This is a genomic window from Enterococcus durans (genome assembly GCF_002277935.1).
In the GTDB taxonomy this organism is placed as follows: domain Bacteria; phylum Bacillota; class Bacilli; order Lactobacillales; family Enterococcaceae; genus Enterococcus_B; species Enterococcus_B durans.
Map to the genome: position 1 here is coordinate 2128942 of NZ_CP022930.1, position 17977 is coordinate 2146918.

The 17977-nt window shown below is 39.6% G+C and carries 13 protein-coding genes; 12 read left to right on the forward strand and 1 reads right to left on the reverse strand.

Annotated features, from left to right (window positions below; all coding sequences use genetic code 11):
• Positions 1-40: 40 nt before the first annotated feature.
• From topA to CJZ72_RS10210, 7 genes are all read left to right on the forward strand, one after another.
• On the forward strand, positions 41-2119 hold the full coding sequence (gene topA / locus CJZ72_RS10180) for a type I DNA topoisomerase (RefSeq protein WP_081134393.1): 2079 nt from the start codon (positions 41-43) through the stop codon (positions 2117-2119).
• A gap of 21 nt (positions 2120-2140) precedes the next feature.
• The gene (gene trmFO / locus CJZ72_RS10185) at positions 2141-3463 is read left to right on the forward strand and encodes an FADH(2)-oxidizing methylenetetrahydrofolate--tRNA-(uracil(54)-C(5))-methyltransferase TrmFO (RefSeq protein WP_081134392.1); all 1323 of its coding nucleotides are present in this window, start codon (positions 2141-2143) and stop codon (positions 3461-3463) included.
• 351 nt (positions 3464-3814) lie between these two features.
• Positions 3815-4714 (forward strand): tyrosine recombinase XerC, encoded by a 900-nt coding sequence (xerC, locus tag CJZ72_RS10190; protein ID WP_081134391.1) that lies wholly within the window; start codon positions 3815-3817, stop codon positions 4712-4714.
• Positions 4715-4752: 38 nt separating this feature from the next.
• Positions 4753-5301, forward strand: a complete 549-nt coding sequence (hslV, locus tag CJZ72_RS10195) for an HslVU peptidase proteolytic subunit (protein ID WP_005878157.1) — start codon at positions 4753-4755, stop codon at positions 5299-5301.
• Between the two features lie 13 nt (positions 5302-5314).
• A complete protein-coding gene (hslU, locus tag CJZ72_RS10200; RefSeq protein ID WP_016176813.1) occupies positions 5315-6715 on the forward strand; it encodes an ATP-dependent protease ATPase subunit HslU in 1401 nt (466 codons plus the stop codon).
• Positions 6716-6730: 15 nt separating this feature from the next.
• Positions 6731-7522 carry a GTP-sensing pleiotropic transcriptional regulator CodY gene (gene codY / locus CJZ72_RS10205; RefSeq protein WP_005878161.1) on the forward strand — a complete coding sequence of 264 codons (792 nt, stop codon included), beginning with the start codon at positions 6731-6733 and terminating at the stop codon, positions 7520-7522.
• Positions 7523-7634: 112 nt separating this feature from the next.
• Positions 7635-8510, forward strand: coding sequence for an aldose 1-epimerase family protein (locus CJZ72_RS10210; RefSeq protein ID WP_081134390.1), 876 nt, complete (start codon positions 7635-7637; stop codon positions 8508-8510).
• 235 nt (positions 8511-8745) lie between these two features.
• Here the strand turns inward: CJZ72_RS10210 and plsY are convergent, their stop codons facing one another.
• On the reverse strand, positions 8746-9384 hold the full coding sequence (gene plsY / locus CJZ72_RS10215; protein WP_005878164.1) for a glycerol-3-phosphate 1-O-acyltransferase PlsY: 639 nt from the start codon (positions 9382-9384) through the stop codon (positions 8746-8748).
• A 106-nt stretch (positions 9385-9490) separates the two neighbouring features.
• Here plsY and CJZ72_RS10220 point away from each other — a divergent pair, with 106 nt between their 5' ends.
• The 5 genes from CJZ72_RS10220 (at position 9491) to pflA (ending at position 17976) form a co-directional block, all read left to right on the forward strand.
• Positions 9491-9928 (forward strand): CoA-binding protein, encoded by a 438-nt coding sequence (locus CJZ72_RS10220; protein WP_081134388.1) that lies wholly within the window; start codon positions 9491-9493, stop codon positions 9926-9928.
• Positions 9929-10110: 182 nt separating this feature from the next.
• Positions 10111-12141, forward strand: a complete 2031-nt coding sequence (gene parE, locus CJZ72_RS10225) for a DNA topoisomerase IV subunit B (protein ID WP_025479917.1) — start codon at positions 10111-10113, stop codon at positions 12139-12141.
• 11 nt (positions 12142-12152) lie between these two features.
• Positions 12153-14603, forward strand: a complete 2451-nt coding sequence (parC, locus tag CJZ72_RS10230) for a DNA topoisomerase IV subunit A (protein ID WP_081134387.1) — start codon at positions 12153-12155, stop codon at positions 14601-14603.
• A 277-nt stretch (positions 14604-14880) separates the two neighbouring features.
• Complete coding sequence (gene pflB / locus CJZ72_RS10235; RefSeq protein ID WP_005878172.1) at positions 14881-17112, forward strand: formate C-acetyltransferase; 2232 nt, start codon at positions 14881-14883, stop codon at positions 17110-17112.
• Between the two features lie 102 nt (positions 17113-17214).
• Positions 17215-17976, forward strand: a complete 762-nt coding sequence (pflA, locus tag CJZ72_RS10240; RefSeq protein WP_081134386.1) for a pyruvate formate-lyase-activating protein — start codon at positions 17215-17217, stop codon at positions 17974-17976.
• Position 17977 lies beyond the last annotated feature (1 nt).

Consider the following 17977-nt stretch of genomic DNA (forward strand, 5'->3'; position numbering starts at 1 on the left):
TATAGTAGGAACACGACAATGGAAAGGAGTCCATTCAGTAATGGCATATAAATATTTAGTGATCGTTGAATCACCTGCAAAGGCCAAAACGATAGAAAAATATCTTGGTCGTAATTATAAAGTAATGGCTAGTGTTGGCCATATACGTGATCTACCTAAAAGCAAAATGGGGATAGATGTTGAGAACAACTATGAGCCTCATTATATTTCAATTCGCGGTAAAGGCGATGTCATCAAAAGTTTGAAGTCTGCTGCCAAAAAAGCACAAAAAGTTTATCTCGCAAGTGACCCGGATAGAGAAGGGGAAGCAATTGCATGGCATCTTGCTTATTTATTAGGATTAGACTTAAATGACAAGAATCGGGTAGTTTTTAACGAAATCACAAAGGATGCGGTTAAAGCAGCCTTCAAAGAGCCACGAACGATCGATGTTGATCTAGTCGATGCCCAACAAGCACGAAGAGCATTGGATCGTCTAGTAGGTTACTCGATCAGTCCGATTCTTTGGCGCAAAGTGAAAAAGGGGCTAAGTGCTGGCCGAGTTCAATCCATAGCTCTGAAGATCATCATTGATCGCGAACAGGAAATCCGTGAATTTATTCCAGAAGAATATTGGAGTATTGATGGGAATTTCAAAAAAGCGCGTAAAAAATTCAAAGCGAATTTTTGGGGGATCGACGGGAAAAAGAAAAAATTACCAGACGCACAATCCGTGAAAGAAGTCACTGAGCGAATCGATGGACAAGATTTCACTGTTCAAAAAGTTGAGAAAAAAGAACGGAAGAGAAATCCAGCCAATCCGTTTACGACTAGTAGTCTTCAACAAGAAGCTGCCAGAAAACTCAACTTTAGAACACGTAAAACGATGATGGTCGCTCAACAACTATACGAAGGAATTTCTTTAGGAAAACAAGGAACAGTTGGTTTGATCACTTATATGCGTACTGACTCGACACGTATTGCTGAAACAGCGAAAGCGGAAGCGGCTGATTTTATCGAAGAAACATACGGAAAAGAATTTTCTAGTCATGCCAATCGTAAAATCAAAAACGCTCAAGGGGCACAAGATGCCCATGAGGCAGTACGACCAACGAGTGTATTGCGTACACCAGATGAAATCAAGCAGTATCTAGATAAAGATCAATTGAAACTTTATACATTGATCTGGTCACGGTTTGTAGCAAGCCAGATGACACCGGCGATCTTAGACACAATGAAGGTAACCATTGAACAAAACGGCGTGATTTTTATTGCGAATGGCTCAAAGGTTAAATTTAAAGGGTTCATGCAAGTGTATGTCGAAGGACGTGATGACGGCAAAGAAGACAAAGAAAATATTTTGCCAGATCTTGCCGAAGGAGACGTTGTCCAATCTACTGATATTGAACCAAAACAACATTTTACTCAACCACCAGCACGATTTAGTGAAGCAACGTTGATTCGTGCATTGGAAGAAAATGGAGTAGGACGTCCATCCACGTATGCACCAACTTTAGATACGATCCAACGTCGTTATTACGTCAAATTGACGCAAAAACGTTTTGAACCAACAGAACTTGGTGAAATCGTCAATTCATTGATTTGCGAGTTCTTCCCACAAATCGTCGATATCCACTTCACCGCTGAAATGGAAGGCGATTTAGATAAAGTGGAAGAAGGAAAAGAAGCTTGGGTCAAAGTAGTGGACCGTTTCTATAAACCTTTTGAAAAAGAACTAACAAATGCAGAAGAAAAAATCGAGAAGATCCAGATCAAGGATGAACCTGCTGGCTTTGATTGTGACATTTGTGGACATCCGATGGTCATTAAATTAGGTAAGTATGGTAAATTCTATGCATGCAGTAATTTTCCAGAATGTAGAAATACCAAACCAATCGTCAAAGAAATCGGTGTAACTTGCCCAGTTTGTCATGAAGGACAGGTCATCGAACGTAAATCTAAGAAAAATCGTATTTTTTATGGTTGTTCTCGTTTTCCAGAATGTGAGTTTACTTCATGGGATAAACCTGTCGGCAGAAATTGTCCAAAATGTGACCAATATCTTGTAGAGAAAAAGGTTAAAGGCGGCAAACAAGTCGTTTGTGTAAATGGCGATTACGAAGAAGACATCCAAAAATAAGAAATGAAAAGAGGTCAATCATTGAAAACTGTTAATGTTGTAGGAGCAGGTCTTGCTGGAAGTGAAGCTGCGTGGCAGATTGCGCAAGCAGGAGTCCCTGTTCGTTTATATGAAATGCGTCCAGTAAAATCAACTGAGGCACATCACACAAGTAATTTTGCTGAACTAGTCTGTTCCAACTCCCTAAGAGGCAATAGTCTAGCAAATGCGGTCGGTTTGTTGAAAGAAGAAATGCGTCGTTTGAATTCCGTAGTCATTACTTCAGCTGATGAAACAGCTGTTCCTGCTGGAGGAGCTTTAGCGGTTGACCGTGATTCCTTTTCTGAAACCATTACGCGAAAAGTCAAAGAACATCCTTTGGTAACAGTCGTCAACGAAGAAATAACTGCCATACCAGAGGGCATCACGATCATTGCGACAGGTCCGTTGACTTCTCATCCTTTGGCGGAAAGTATTAAAGAATTCAATGGATCAGAAGGATTTTACTTTTATGATGCGGCTGCGCCAATCGTCGATAAAGCAACGATCGACATGGACAAAGTCTACTTGAAATCTCGCTACAATAAAGGGGAAGCAGCTTATTTAAACTGTCCAATGACAGAAGAAGAGTTCAAGGCTTTTCATGAAGCATTAACGACAGCAGAAGTTGCCGAGTTGAAATCTTTTGAAAAAGAAAAATACTTTGACGGCTGTATGCCGATCGAAGTGATGGCACAAAGAGGCTTCAAAACAATGCTGTTTGGTCCTATGAAGCCAGTTGGATTAGAAGATCCAAAAACGGGCAAAAGACCGTATGCAGTCATTCAGCTACGCCAAGATAATGCGGCAGCATCTTTGTATAATATCGTCGGTTTTCAAACGCATTTGAAGTGGGGCGAACAAAAACGTGTTTTCCGGATGATCCCTGGATTAGAAAATGCTGAGTTCGTGCGTTATGGTGTGATGCACCGTAACAGTTTCATGAATTCGCCAGAATTATTGAAGCCTACGTATCAATCGACAAAACGCGAAGATTTATTTTTTGCCGGACAAATGACGGGTGTCGAAGGGTATGTTGAAAGTGCCGCCAGTGGTCTACTTGCAGGTATCAATGCCGCTCGTTTGGCAAAATCTGAAGAGCCAATTGAATTTCCACAAGAAACTGCTATCGGCAGCATGGCATACTATATCACACACGCAGAAGGCAAACATTTCCAACCGATGAATGCAAACTATGGATTGTTCCCTGAGTTACCGAAACGTATTCGTGATAAAAAAACACGCTATGAAACAATTGCTCAAAGAGCATTGGAAGTGGGCGAACAATTCAAACGTGAATTATTTGAAGAAGTTCCTGCCAATTAGACAAAAGAGGGTAGAAGCGTTTAACTACGAGAAATAAGAAAAATTTCATGGGGATTTCTTTTCAAATTTTTGTGGATTTTGATTTATTTTCGAGGGAGCTTCTTCTTCTACCCTCTACTCGTGTTGAGAGTGTGAGACAAAAGTGTTCCTTACTTTTGTCCACGCTCTTCTTTTGGTGGGGAACTTTTCTTTTCAATGGTCGATAAATAAAAGAAGACGCCTTCTTTTTGTCAAGATAATTGTTTTAATTGTGAATAAACTTAGAAATATTGGTTAAATTCTGACAATTTATTTGTCTTTTTATTTTTGCTATGCTAAATTTATCTCTGGGATCAAAAGGAAGGTGATGAAATGACAGAACAACCATGGAAAGAAAAATTTTTACGTTATTTAATCGTTGAACGAGGGTATTCCGAAAAAACAAGGGAAGCGTATGAAGAAGATATCAACAACTTCCATCAATTTTTGGCTGACTCTGGTGATGACGATTTGTTAAAAGTAAAACATATGGATGTACGCGTGTATTTGAGCTACTTGACTGATGAGATGTACAGCAGAAATTCGATTAGTCGAAAGATCGCCAGTCTACGTTCATTTTATCAGTACCTTTTAAAAGAAGAGCTAATCATTGAGAACCCTTTTTCCTATGTGCACCTCAAAAAGAAAAATTTAAAATTGCCCCGCTTTTTTTATGAAGATGAAATGCAGGCACTATTCGATAGTGTAACGGGAGAAAAACCGTTGGAACTGAGAAATCGAGCATTATTAGAGATTCTCTATGGTTCGGGTATCCGTTTAAGTGAATGCAGCAATCTGAAAATGTCGGATATCGATCTTGATTCGGAAGTCATGCTGGTCCATGGGAAAGGAAACAAAGAACGATATGCGCCGATTGGATCATTTGCACATGATGCTTTAATAGATTATGTTGAAAATGGCCGTCGAGTCCTGATGACGAAGTATCAGAAAGAGCATGATATCGTTTTTGTCAATCATCATGGAGAACCAATCACACCAACAGGCATTGAATATGTTCTAAACCAAATAATAAAAAAAAGCAGCTTAGATAGTTCGATTCATCCCCATATGCTTAGACATACATTTGCAACCCACCTATTGAATAATGGTGCAGATCTGCGTACGGTGCAAGAATTGCTTGGTCACGCGAACCTCTCAACGACCCAAATCTATGCGCATGTAACCAAAGAAAGCTTACAAAAAAATTACCGTTCTTTTCACCCAAGAGCGTGAGATAAAAGAGAAAGTTAACTATTTAGGAGGAAATAACTATGGTAGAATCACAATTCCATTCAACGACAATCTGTGCTGTTGAAAAAAACGGCAAGTTCGCAATGGCGGGCGATGGTCAAGTAACGATGGGAGAATCTGTTGTTATGAAAGGCACTGCCAGAAAAGTACGCCGCATCTACAATGATGAAGTGGTTGTCGGTTTTGCTGGAAGTGTGGCAGATGCTTTTACTTTAGAAGAAAAGTTTGAAGGAAAGCTAAATGAATATAACGGCAACTTGCAAAGAGCAGCAGTAGAATTGGCGCAAGAATGGCGCACACAACAATCGATGCAAAAATTAGAAGCAATGCTGATCGTTATGAATGATAAAGAAATGCTTCTAGTATCGGGGACTGGTGAAGTGATCACGCCTGATGATGGTATTTTGGCTATCGGTTCAGGAGGTAACTTCGCATTAGCTGCCGCCCGTGCAATGAAAAACTATGCTCAAAATGATATGAGTGCAAAAGAAATCGCAGAAAATGCATTGAATATCGCAGCAGATATTTGTATTTTCACAAATCATAATATCATCGTGGAAGAAATATAGAGGTGAACAAACTATGAATGAATTAAAACAAACACCAAGACAAATCGTCAGCGAATTGGACCAATACATCGTTGGTCAACATGACGCTAAAAAATCAGTTGCTGTAGCATTACGTAACCGCTACCGCCGTCTACAACTAGATGAAAAAATGCAACAAGATATCACACCTAAAAACATGTTGATGATCGGACCGACTGGGGTAGGTAAAACAGAAATTGCCCGCCGTTTAGCGAAAATCGTCAATGCACCTTTTGTCAAAGTCGAAGCAACTAAATTTACTGAAGTAGGTTATGTAGGGCGCGATGTCGAATCGATGGTGCGTGATCTAGTTGAAAATGCGATCCAAATCGTAGAAAAAGAACAATATAGCCGTGTATATATGGATGCGAAAAAGAATGCTGAAAAACGCTTAGTAAAAGTGTTGGTTCCTGGTATCAAAAAAGAACAAAAACAATCTGGCAATCAATTTGAACAGATGATGAATATGTTCAATATGGCGCAGCAAAATAATGCAGAACCTCAAGAAGATGTCACTGAAGACATCCGAGTGAATCGCAAAACGGTATTGGAACAGCTACAAAAAGGTCTTTTGGATAATCGCGAAGTAACGATTGAAGTGGAAGATCAAAAGAAACCAGCACCAATGATGAACAACGGACTAGAGCAAATGGGTATCGACTTGAATGAAACACTAGGAGCTTTGACACCTAAGAAAAAGGTCGAACGCACAGTGACAGTCAAAGAAGCCTTAGAATTATTGACAAAAGAAGAATCTGCTAAACTTGTCAAAGATGCGGATATCCATAGTGAAGCAATCAAATTAGCAGAATCAAGCGGGATCATTTTTATTGATGAAATCGATAAGATCACGTCAAAATCACAGCAATCCGGTGAAGTATCAAGAGAAGGGGTCCAACGTGACATTTTACCAATCGTTGAAGGCTCACAAGTAAATACGAAATATGGTACGATCCAGACTGACCATGTCTTGTTCATTGCTTCAGGGGCGTTCCATCTGTCAAAACCTAGCGACTTGATCCCTGAACTACAAGGACGTTTCCCGATCCGTGTTGAATTGGATGATCTGACGGCAGAAGACTTCATCAAGATCCTGACTGAACCAAACAATGCGTTGATCAAGCAATATGTGGCTTTGATCGGTACAGAAAATGTCTCAGTAACGTTCACAAAAGAAGCGATTGAGAAAATTGCACAAATCGCTTATGACGTGAACCGCGACACAGATAACATCGGTGCGCGTCGCTTGCACACGATTCTTGAAAAACTATTGGAAGATCTACTATTTGAAGCACCTGATATGCAGATGGGGGAAATAACCATCACAGAAGCATATGTGGATGAAAAGTTGGGCTCAATCGCGGCAAACGAAGACTTAAGCCGCTATATTTTATAAAATCGGAGGAAGAAAATGACGGATTTATTGACAAAGACCCGCAAGATAAATAAACTCTTGCAACAAAAAAATACTTTTGATATGCAAGCAGATTTACCTTACGATAAGATGGCTGTTACTCTAGGTGCTATTTTAGATAGTAATGTATATATCATCGGTAGTGATGGTGTACTTTTAGGTTATAATGAACGTCACGATGTAAACAACGATCGTGTAAAAAGCATGTTTGTTGAAAAGCAATTTCCCGATTCTTATACAGACACTGTTGGTCAACTAAATAAAACAGAAGCGAATATTCCTATCACCAGTGAAATCACTGCTTTTCCTTTTGAAACCAGAGAAAAGTATCCTTTTGGTTTAACCACTGTTGTACCGATCTTTGGTGCAGGGGAACGTTTAGGGACGATCATTCTTGCGAAAATGGAACAAGCTTTCAATGATGATGATCTAGTATTGGCTGAATACGGCGCAACAGTAGTTGGGATGCAGATCTTGTATCAAAAATCTCGAAGTATCGAAGCCGACGTTCGCAGTGCGACTGCGGTCCAGATGGCGATCAATACGTTATCATACAGTGAGTTAAAAGCGGTGCAGGCGATTTTTGATGCATTAGAGGGAGATGAAGGCCGTTTGACGGCTTCAAATATTGCTGACAAGATCGGCATCACTCGTTCAGTGATCGTGAATGCATTACGCAAATTAGAGTCAGCCGGTATCATTGAATCTCGTTCTCTGGGGATGAAGGGCACGTATCTAAAAGTTTTGAATTCTCGCTTTAAAGAAGAATTGACTAAGCACAGCTATTAACTGATTCAATCTAAAAAAGCAGTTCAACATTTATTCAAATAGAGGAAAAACTTATAGACCTGAGACACAGCTATCGTCTCAGGTTTTAGGATTTAATGATGGAGGAATTACTATGACTGTTATCATTCAAAATGATCAATTGATTGCTGAAATCGCTGAACATGGCGCAGAATTGATTAGTTTAAAATCAAAAGAATCAAATTTGGAATACATTTGGCAAGGTGATCCTGAATACTGGGGACGCCATGCGCCAGTATTATTTCCATTTGTCGGTCGCCTTAAAGATGACCAATATACTTATCAAGGGAAAACTTATTCGATGGGGCAGCATGGCTTTGCTAGAGATATGGATTTTGAGGTCATTGAGCAAGGCGAGGAATTAGCTAGTTTTATGCTAAAAAGTACTCCTGAAACAAAGAAAAATTATCCATTTGATTTTGAACTCGTCATTTCTTATGAACTAGGTGGGGATGGGATCACTGTTCATTACCAAGTAGCGAATGTTGGAGAAGAAGAAATGTTCTTTTCGATTGGTGGGCATCCTGCCTTTAACGTTCCACTTGAAGAAGGATTGATTTTTGAAGATTTTTATCTTGCATTCTCACCAAGAAAATCTAGATTGCGTTTACCTCTAAATGGTCCGTATATCGATATGGATCAAAAAACATTGGGCCAGACAAATACGAATCTTGCATTGATGCGTGAATTATTCGATCAGGATGCGTTGGTCTTTGAGACAAAAGGGTTGAACGCTTATGCTATCAGAAGCGAAAAATCGAGTCATAGTGTGACTTTGAGCTACAAAGATATGCCTTACGTGGGTATTTGGTCTCCTTATCCCAAAGAAGCGCCGTTCGTATGTATCGAACCTTGGTGTGGGATCGCGGATACAGTGGACAGCACAGGTAAGCTGATGGAAAAAGCCGGAATCAATCAATTAGGGGCACATGAAATCTTTAAAACAAAATATTCGATTACAGTAAAATAGAACAGAATTTCAAGAAATATGTTAAAAAACAATAAAAAAAAGCGTGGGACAAAAGTAAGAAACACTTTTGTCTCATTCTTTATAAACGAATAAACGGTGGGAGCAGAAGCAACTCCTTCTTAAATAAGCTGAAATTCACAAAAATTTGAAAAGCAATTTTCGTTGATTTCTTCTTATTTCTCGGAGTTGAACACTTCTGTCTCAACCTCTTTTTGTCTCACTTGCTCTCTGCTTTTCAATTATTCTTTTTGCTGCTGTTCAAGCCAAAAGGGACTCTACTTTCAGTTTTATCTTTGATACGTTTGATATTGTCTTTGTGACGATAAAAAATAAAAGATGACACTAAGAAGGCAATGATCGTAAGCAACCAGTTAGGCTCAGGTAAAATGCTAGGGGCAATATAAGGCAAGAAGATCGTGGATAATGTGATCAACACTGCACTGATCATACTGCTCAAACTAACCATGCTTGTACAAAAAAGACTAACGATGAAAATAATACACGAATAAACGAAAAAGAGTGGATTGAATCCCAAAAGCATGCCGGCACTTGTAGCTACAGCTTTTCCGCCCTTGAATCCTGCAAATATCGGGAATGTGTGCCCTAAAATCGCACAAACACCAAACCAAAGCGGATTAATGCTCGTAACGTGGAAAATAAACGGCAGACAAGTTGCCAATGTTCCTTTCAGGATATCCATGAACAAAACAATGGTTCCTGCGGTTTTACCTAGTACTCTGAATGTATTCGTCGTGCCAGTATTGCCGCTGCCGTGTTGACGAATATCTTTTTTAAAAAACAATTTGCCTACCCAAACGCCCGAAGGAATCGAACCTAAAAGGTATGCTACAATAAATAATAAGATCAATTTCATTTTTAACCCTCTTTCAAGTTGAAAACTAAGGTTTATTTTAGCATGAATAGTAAGCAGGAACAATCGGAAAAACTTGAAAGATCAGACGAAAGGAAGCGTAAAATAGATGGCATTTGAAAATCCAACGCAAGAAAGAATCTTTGATTATTTAAAAGAAGCGAAAACGATCGCGGTCATAGGCTTAAGTAATAAGGAAGAGCGTACGAGCTATAAAATTGCTCAGTTGCTCCAAGACAAGGGATATCGAATTTTACCAGTCAATCCTGTTTTAGCAGGACAGGAAGTCTTAGGAGAAAAAGTATTTGCACGTCTTTCAGATATAGATGAACCTATCGATATTGTCGATATTTTTCGTCGCAGTGAATTTTTACCAGAAATCGCCGAAGAGTTTTTACAGACGAATGCAAAAGTTTTTTGGGCGCAGTTAGGGATCCAAAATGAAGAAGCAGCGAACATACTCCAAAAAGCAAATCATGAAGATGTCGTGATGGACCGTTGTATCAAGATCGAGTGGAACAAAATGCAAGAACAGAACAATGGTTAGAAAAACTCAAAAGACAGAGAAATGCCAAAAGAGAAATGGCTCAAAAAGAGCATATGTGGGTAGGAAACGAGGTATTAAATAGTTTTTAATTCGCTTCTACCCTCTTTTTTTTCAGGAGCTTTTCTAGTATGATTATCGTGGTGCGGTTTTTACCGCAAAGTATTATTGAAGGAGCGTTTGCCTTGGCAAAAAAAGTAAAGAACGAATATAATGATGCGTCAATCCAGGTTCTTGAAGGATTAGAGGCAGTCAGAAAAAGACCAGGGATGTATATTGGGTCGACTGACAGCCGAGGCTTACATCATTTAGTCTATGAAATCGTCGATAATGCTGTAGATGAAGCATTATCAGGATATGGAAATGAAATTGGCGTAACGATACATGAAGACAATAGTATCACCGTCGTAGATAGCGGACGTGGAATGCCAGTAGGGATGCATGCATCAGGTATCCCAACAGTCGAAGTGATTTTTACGGTATTGCATGCCGGCGGGAAGTTCGGCCAAGGAGGATATAAAACCTCTGGAGGACTTCATGGTGTAGGTGCCAGCGTTGTAAATGCATTGTCAAAATGGCTGGTTGTCACGATCGTACGTGATGGCATTGAATATCAACAAAAATTCAGTAATGGCGGAAAACCAAACGGCACACTGAAAAAAATCGGCAAAACTAAAAAAGCAAATGGCACGACCGTCCATTTCTTGCCAGATGATTCGATTTTTTCTACCACAAAATTTTCTTATGAAATATTATCAGAACGTTTGAGAGAATCAGCTTTCCTATTACGCGGCGTACGGATCACTCTCTCTGATTTACGTGGAGAAGAGCCAGTTAATGAAGTCTTTCATTATGAAGAAGGAATCAAAGAATTTGTCGATTATTTGAATGAAGAAAAAGATACATTGACACCAGTTGTTTATTTCTCTGGTGAAAAAGACGGAATCGAAGTGGAAGTAGCTTATCAATATAATGATGGCTATTCTGAAAATGTCTTGTCTTTCGTTAACAATGTTCGAACAAAAGATGGTGGTACCCACGAAGCAGGAATGAAAACTGCTATGACAAAAGCATACAATGAATATGCTAGAAAAGTGGGCTTGCTGAAGGAGAGAGACAAGAACCTTGAAGGTAGTGATTTTAGAGAAGGTCTCGCCGCTGTCCTTTCAATTCGCGTGCCAGAAAACCTGCTTCAATTCGAAGGACAAACAAAAGAAAAACTAGGGACACCAGTAGCACGGACCGTCGTAGATAACGTCATTGGTGAACAAATGGGCTTTTATTTACAAGAAAATAGTGAAATGAGTCAAATGCTTGTTCGAAAGGCTGTAAAAGCCAGAGAAGCGCGAGAAGCAGCACGAAAAGCGCGAGAAGAAAGCCGCAACGGCAAGAAGCGCAAAAAAGGGGAATCTCTCTTATCAGGGAAATTGACGCCTGCGCAATCACGTAATCCCAAAAAGAATGAATTGTATTTAGTCGAAGGGGATTCAGCCGGTGGGTCAGCGAAACAAGGACGAGATCGCAAGTTCCAAGCTATTTTGCCGCTTCGAGGAAAAGTTATCAATACCGAAAAAGCGAAGATGCAAGATATTTTAAAAAATGAAGAAATCAATACCATGATCTATACGATCGGTGCGGGTGTCGGTCCAGAATTTTCGATTGAAGATTGCAATTATGACAAGATCATCATCATGACCGATGCAGATACGGATGGTGCACATATCCAAGTATTGTTGTTAACTTTCTTCTATCGCTACATGAAACCTTTGATCGAAGCCGGGAAAGTCTACATTGCTCTACCGCCATTATACAAAGTATCTAAGGGACAAGGGAAAAAACAAGTAATCGAATATGCTTGGACGGATGATGAGCTTGCAGCAACGATCAAGAAGATCGGTAAAGGCTATATGCTTCAACGTTACAAAGGGCTTGGAGAAATGAATGCGGAACAATTATGGGAAACAACGATGGACCCAACATCACGTACGTTGATCCGCGTTCGGATCGATGACGCAGCCCAAGCAGAGCGTCGTGTCACTACGTTGATGGGAGATAAAGTCGAGCCACGTCGTAAATGGATCGAAACCCATGTCCAGTTTACTTTGGAAGAAGATGGAAGTATCCTTGATAAAAAAGAAGAAGTTGAGATCACACCATCTGTTTCAAACGAATTACTGGATGAAGAGAAACAAACAGATCAAATTGTTGTAGAATAGGAGGTCACCTGATGGAAAATCGTCAAGAAGTACAAGAGCTAACGCTAGAAGAAGTAATGGGTGACCGCTTTGGACGTTACTCAAAATATATTATCCAAGAAAGAGCGTTGCCTGATATTCGTGATGGATTGAAACCCGTTCAAAGACGGATTTTATTTGCCATGAATAAAGATGGTAATACTTTTGATAAAGGCTTTAGAAAATCTGCTAAATCTGTTGGGAACATCATGGGGAACTATCACCCTCATGGAGATAGCAGTATCTATGAAGCAATGGTTCGTATGAGTCAAGATTGGAAACTAAGAGAAGTCTTGATCGAGATGCACGGAAACAATGGGAGTATGGATGGAGATCCACCAGCTGCCATGCGTTATACAGAAGCCCGATTATCACAGTTGAGTGGTGAAATGTTGGCAGACATCGAAAAAAACACAGTGGATCTTGTCTGGAACTTTGATGATACAGAAAAAGAACCTACTGTTTTACCAGCCAGATACCCTAATCTGCTGGTCAATGGATCGACAGGGATTTCAGCAGGGTATGCAACAGAGATCCCCACACATAACTTAGCGGAAGTGATCGATGGAACGATCTACATGATCGACCATCCAAAAGCCAGTTTAGACAAGTTGATGGAATTTATCCCAGGACCAGATTTCCCAACTGGCGGAATCTTACAAGGGAAAGATGAAATCAAAAAAGCCTATGAAACAGGACGGGGCAAGGTCATACTTCGTTCAAAGACAAAAATCGAGGCCATCAAAGGGAACAAACAACAAATCGTGATCTCTGAGATCCCATATGAAGTAAATAAAGCAACGCTTGTCAAGAAAATGGATGAGATCCGTTTGAATAAAAAAATCGATGGAATCGCTGAGGTACGGGATGAAAGTGACCGAACAGGGTTACAAATCGTCGTGGAACTAAAAAAAGATGCAAATGCACCTGGAATCTTAAATTATTTATTCAAAAATACAGAACTGCAAATCAACTACAATTTCAATATGGTCGCTATCGATCATATGACACCTCATCAAGTTGGCTTGGAAGATATCTTGAGTAGTTATATCGACCATCGAAAACAGGTGATCACGAAGCGTAGTCAATTTGATTTGGAAAAGGCGCAAAAACGTCAGCACATCGTTGAAGGATTGATGAAAGCTTTATCGATCCTTGATGAAGTGATTGCGACGATCCGTGAAAGTAAAGATAAAAAAGATGCAAAGAAAAATTTAGTGGATGTTTTCCAATTTACTGAAGAACAGGCAGAAGCAATCGTGACACTGCAATTGTATCGTTTAACGAATACAGATATCACGGAGTTACGTGCAGAGTCAGAAAGCCTGATTGCTCAAATCACTGAATTGAATAAGATCTTGTCTGATGACAAAGAACTATTCTCTGTGATGAAAAAAGAACTTAGCGAAGTCAAGAAAAAGTACGCGAATGCTCGTATGACGAAGATCGAAGATGAAATCGAAGAAATCAAAATCGATACCAAAGTATTGGTGGCACAAGAAGACGTTGTTGTCAGTGTGACCAGAGAAGGCTACGTGAAACGAACTAGTCTACGTTCATATAGCGCCTCTAAACCTGAAGAAATCGGGATGAGAGAGGGCGATTACTTGCTATATTCCGGAGAACTGAATACATTGGATCATCTTCTCCTCGTCACGAACAAAGCTAATGTCATTTATCGTCCGGTCCATGAGTTGCCTGATTTGAAATGGAAGGATGCAGGGGAACATATCTCGCAAACGATTTTAAATCTTTCTGTAGATGAGTCGATTTTGGCAGTCTTTCCTTACAAAAAAATCGATCCGGAGAAAACATTTGTGTTCATCAGTAAACAAGGATGGATCAAACAAACGAGAATGACAGAATTCGAACCATGGCGTACGTACAAGAGCCGTCCGCTTAGCGGGATGAAGCTGAAGAGCGAAGACGATGAATTAGTCGCCGTTTACCTTGAAGACGGTCAGACAGCCTTAGATGTCTTTTTAGTCACACATCAGGGCATGGGACTACGTTATCCGCTCCAAGAAGTGCCAGTAGTTGGGACAAAAGCAGCTGGTGTCAAATCGATCAATCTTAAAGAAGAAGATACTGTGGTCAATGGACTCTTAGTGATTGCTGAAGGAGATACACCGATCGTGATCGTTACTCAGCGTGGAGCCGTTAAACGAATGTTAGCACAAGAAATCAGTCAAACCTCGCGTGCGAAGCGTGGTGTCACAGTTTTGCGTGAATTAAAGAAAAATCCGCATCGTATCATTTACATGTCGGAAGGCAAATCGAAAGAGATGACAGTGATCAACCAAAAAGGACAAGAGCTAGTCATTGATCCAACGGACTATCCGATTGGTGACAGAACATCCAATGGTTCCTTTGCAATGGATGAAAAAAGCGGTGGCGAAGTCATCAAAGTAATTGATTCACCAGAGATTTCGATTGACGAGTAAACTGTTATGGTATTTTTTGATAAGAGGGTTATCTGTACTAATACAGATAACCCTCTTATTTCACGTTTGTTAATAAAATATTAATAGATATTGTTCAAAAATATGAAAGTGTTCACAATGGCTAAACACTGGTAAATCAACGTTGGTCCAATGTCTATACTAAAAAGCTTTTATTTTGTTAAATAAAAAACAAGAAAACCCTTGCAAAGGTCTGCTTCTGTGTTATACTAATCACGTAAAAACTGTTACATTAAACAGAAAATAGGAGGTCCATACAATGGAGCAATGGAATGGATTTAAAGGAACGAAATGGAAAGAAGGCGTGGATACACGCGATTTTATTCAAAATAACTACACGGAATACCGTGGGGATGACAGCTTCTTAGAAAAACCAACAGAAGCAACAGAAAAATTATGGGCAGAACTACAAAAATTAAATGATATCCAATTCGAACGTAACGGTGTTTACGATATGGATACAGAAATCGTATCAACGATCACTTCACATGACGCTGGCTACTTGGATAAAGACTTAGAAAAAGTTGTTGGTTTACAAACTGACAAACCATTGAAACAAGCATTCATGCCTTTTGGTGGAATCAACATGGCAAACAATGCACTAAAAAGTAATGGCTATACACCAAATGATGAATTGACACATATCTTTACTGATTGGAGAAAAACACATAACCAAGGTGTTTTCGATGCGTACACTGCTGAAATGCGTGCTGCACGTAAAAACAAGATCATCACTGGTTTACCAGATGCTTACGGCCGCGGACGTATCATTGGTGACTACCGTCGTATCGCTTTATATGGAATCGACTATTTGATGGAACAAAAGAAAAAAGATCATGATATGACTGGTTACCATACAATGAGTGAAGACGTGATTCGTCTTCGTGAAGAAATCACAGAACAATATCGTGCATTAGCTCAAATGAAAGAAATGGCTGCTAAATATGGCTATGATATTTCAAAACCAGCAGCAAATGCAAAAGAAGCTGTACAATGGTTGTACTTTGGTTATCTAGCTGCAATCAAATCACAAAATGGTGCTGCGATGTCTATCGGTCGTGTTTCTGCTTTCTTAGATATCTACATCCAACGTGACTTAGACAATGGTGTGATCACTGAACAAGAAGCACAAGAATTGATCGACCATTTAGTGATGAAACTTCGTATGGTAAAATTTGCTCGTACGCCAGAATATAACCAATTATTCTCAGGTTTCCCAATCTGGGCAACACTTTCCATTGCAGGTATGGGCTTAGATGGCCGTTCATTAGTAACGAAGAATGATTTCCGCCTATTGCATACATTGACAAACATGGGACCTTCTCCAGAACCAAACTTAACTGTTTTGTATTCAGAACATCTTCCAGAAGGATTTAGAACTTATGCAAGCAAGATCGCTATCGAAAGTTCTTCGATCCAATTTGAAAATGATAATCTATTACGTGAACAATGGGGTTCAGATGACTGCGCGATCGCATGTTGTGTATCTGCAACAGTTGTCGGTAAAGACATGCAGTTCTTCGGTGCCCGTGCAAACTTAGCGAAAGCTTTATTATATGCTATCAATGGTGGTGTAGATGAAGTTACAGGCGCACAAGTTGGACCAGAATATCGTCCGATTTCTTCTGAAACATTAGACTTTGAAGAAGTAAAACATAACTTCATGAATGTGATGGATTGGTTGGCTGAATTATATGTCAATACATTGAACATCATCCACTACATGCATGATAAATATTCTTATGAAGCAGCACAACTTGCATTGATGGATTCAGAATTGAAACGTACGTTTGCAACAGGTATCGCTGGTATCTCACATGCTGCTGACAGCTTGGCTGCAATCAAATATGCAAAAGTAAAACCAATCCGTAATGAAAAAGGAATCGCTGTAGACTTTGAAGTAGAAGGCGACTTCCCTAAATATGGTAATGACGATGATAATGCAGATAAATTAGCAGAATGGATCTTAGAATACTTCATGACACAGATCAAACGTCATAAAACTTACCGCAACTCTACACCAACAACATCATTGTTAACTATTACTTCAAATGTAGTGTACGGTAAAAATACAGGGAATACTCCGGATGGTCGTGAAGCTGGAAAACCTCTTGCACCAGGAGCAAACCCAAGTTATAATGCAGAACAAAATGGATTATTAGCAAGCTTGAACTCAACAGCTAAAATCAATTATGCATATGCTCGTGATGGTATCTCAAATACACAAACGATCAACCCAACTGGACTTGGTAAAGATGAAGATACAAGAATCGGTAATCTACGTAATGTATTAGATGGTTACTTCTCTAAAGGAGCTTACCATTTGAACGTGAATGTATTCAGTAATGATTTATTGCGCGATGCGATGGAAAATCCAATGAAATACCCTAACTTAACAATTCGTGTATCTGGCTATGCTGTTAAGTTCCGTGATTTGACAAGAGAACAACAACTAGACGTCTTGATGAGAACATCACACGACAGAATGTAATCAACTTGAGGGCAGGACGACTCATTGTCCTTGCCCTCATCTTTTAGCTTTGCTCAGAAGAATATTTTTATAAAATGAAATCAAAGAAAAGAAGTGATCCCTATGGTAGAAAAAACAATTGGCTATGTCCATTCGATTGAAACGTTTGGTTCAGTAGATGGCCCTGGAGTTAGATTTGTCGTTTTTATGCAAGGCTGTCGCATGCGCTGCGAGTTTTGCCACAATCCTGATACGTGGAATATCGGCGGAGGAAAAGAATATACGGCAGATGAGATTTTAGATCAAGCTGAACGTTATCGTTCTTATTGGGGCTCAGAAGGCGGTATCACCGTTAGTGGAGGAGAGCCGTTGTTACAGATCGATTTCTTGATCGAACTATTTCAAAAAGCAAAAAAACGCGGCATACACACCACACTAGATACATGTGGTAAACCTTTTACACGTGATGAACCTTTCTTTTCTCGTTTCCAAGAGTTGATGAAATATACTGATTTATTACTGTTTGATATCAAACATATCGATAATGAAGAACACAAAAAATTAACGCATTGGGGCAATGAAAATATTCTGGACATGGCTCAATATCTCTCTGAAACCGGCAAATCAGTCTGGATCAGACACGTGTTGGTCCCAGAGCGAAGTGACTATGATGAATATTTGATCCGCTTAGATGCATTTATCAAAACATTGACGAATGTAGCGAAAGTAGAGATCCTTCCTTATCACACGATGGGAAAATATAAATGGGAAACACTTGGCTTGAAATATCCTTTAGAAGGTATCGAACCACCAACAAAAGAGCGTGTTGAAAACGCCAAGCGCTTGCTTCATACCGAAGAATACAAAGGATATCTTACAAAATAGC

Bases quoted from the DNA above. Each gene is read 5' to 3' on its own strand.
- pflB (WP_005878172.1), top strand. From the start codon at position 14,881: ATGGAGCAATGGAATGGATTTAAAGGAACGAAATGGAAAGAAGGCGTG.
- codY (WP_005878161.1), top strand. From the start codon at position 6,731: ATGACGGATTTATTGACAAAGACCCGCAAGATAAATAAACTCTTGCAA.
- CJZ72_RS10220 (WP_081134388.1), top strand. From the start codon at position 9,491: ATGGCATTTGAAAATCCAACGCAAGAAAGAATCTTTGATTATTTAAAA.
- parC (WP_081134387.1), top strand. From the start codon at position 12,153: ATGGAAAATCGTCAAGAAGTACAAGAGCTAACGCTAGAAGAAGTAATG.
- pflA (WP_081134386.1), top strand. From the start codon at position 17,215: ATGGTAGAAAAAACAATTGGCTATGTCCATTCGATTGAAACGTTTGGT.
- CJZ72_RS10210 (WP_081134390.1), top strand. From the start codon at position 7,635: ATGACTGTTATCATTCAAAATGATCAATTGATTGCTGAAATCGCTGAA.
- plsY (WP_005878164.1), bottom strand. From the start codon at position 9,384: ATGAAATTGATCTTATTATTTATTGTAGCATACCTTTTAGGTTCGATT.
- hslU (WP_016176813.1), top strand. From the start codon at position 5,315: ATGAATGAATTAAAACAAACACCAAGACAAATCGTCAGCGAATTGGAC.
- topA (WP_081134393.1), top strand. From the start codon at position 41: ATGGCATATAAATATTTAGTGATCGTTGAATCACCTGCAAAGGCCAAA.
- hslV (WP_005878157.1), top strand. From the start codon at position 4,753: ATGGTAGAATCACAATTCCATTCAACGACAATCTGTGCTGTTGAAAAA.
- xerC (WP_081134391.1), top strand. From the start codon at position 3,815: ATGACAGAACAACCATGGAAAGAAAAATTTTTACGTTATTTAATCGTT.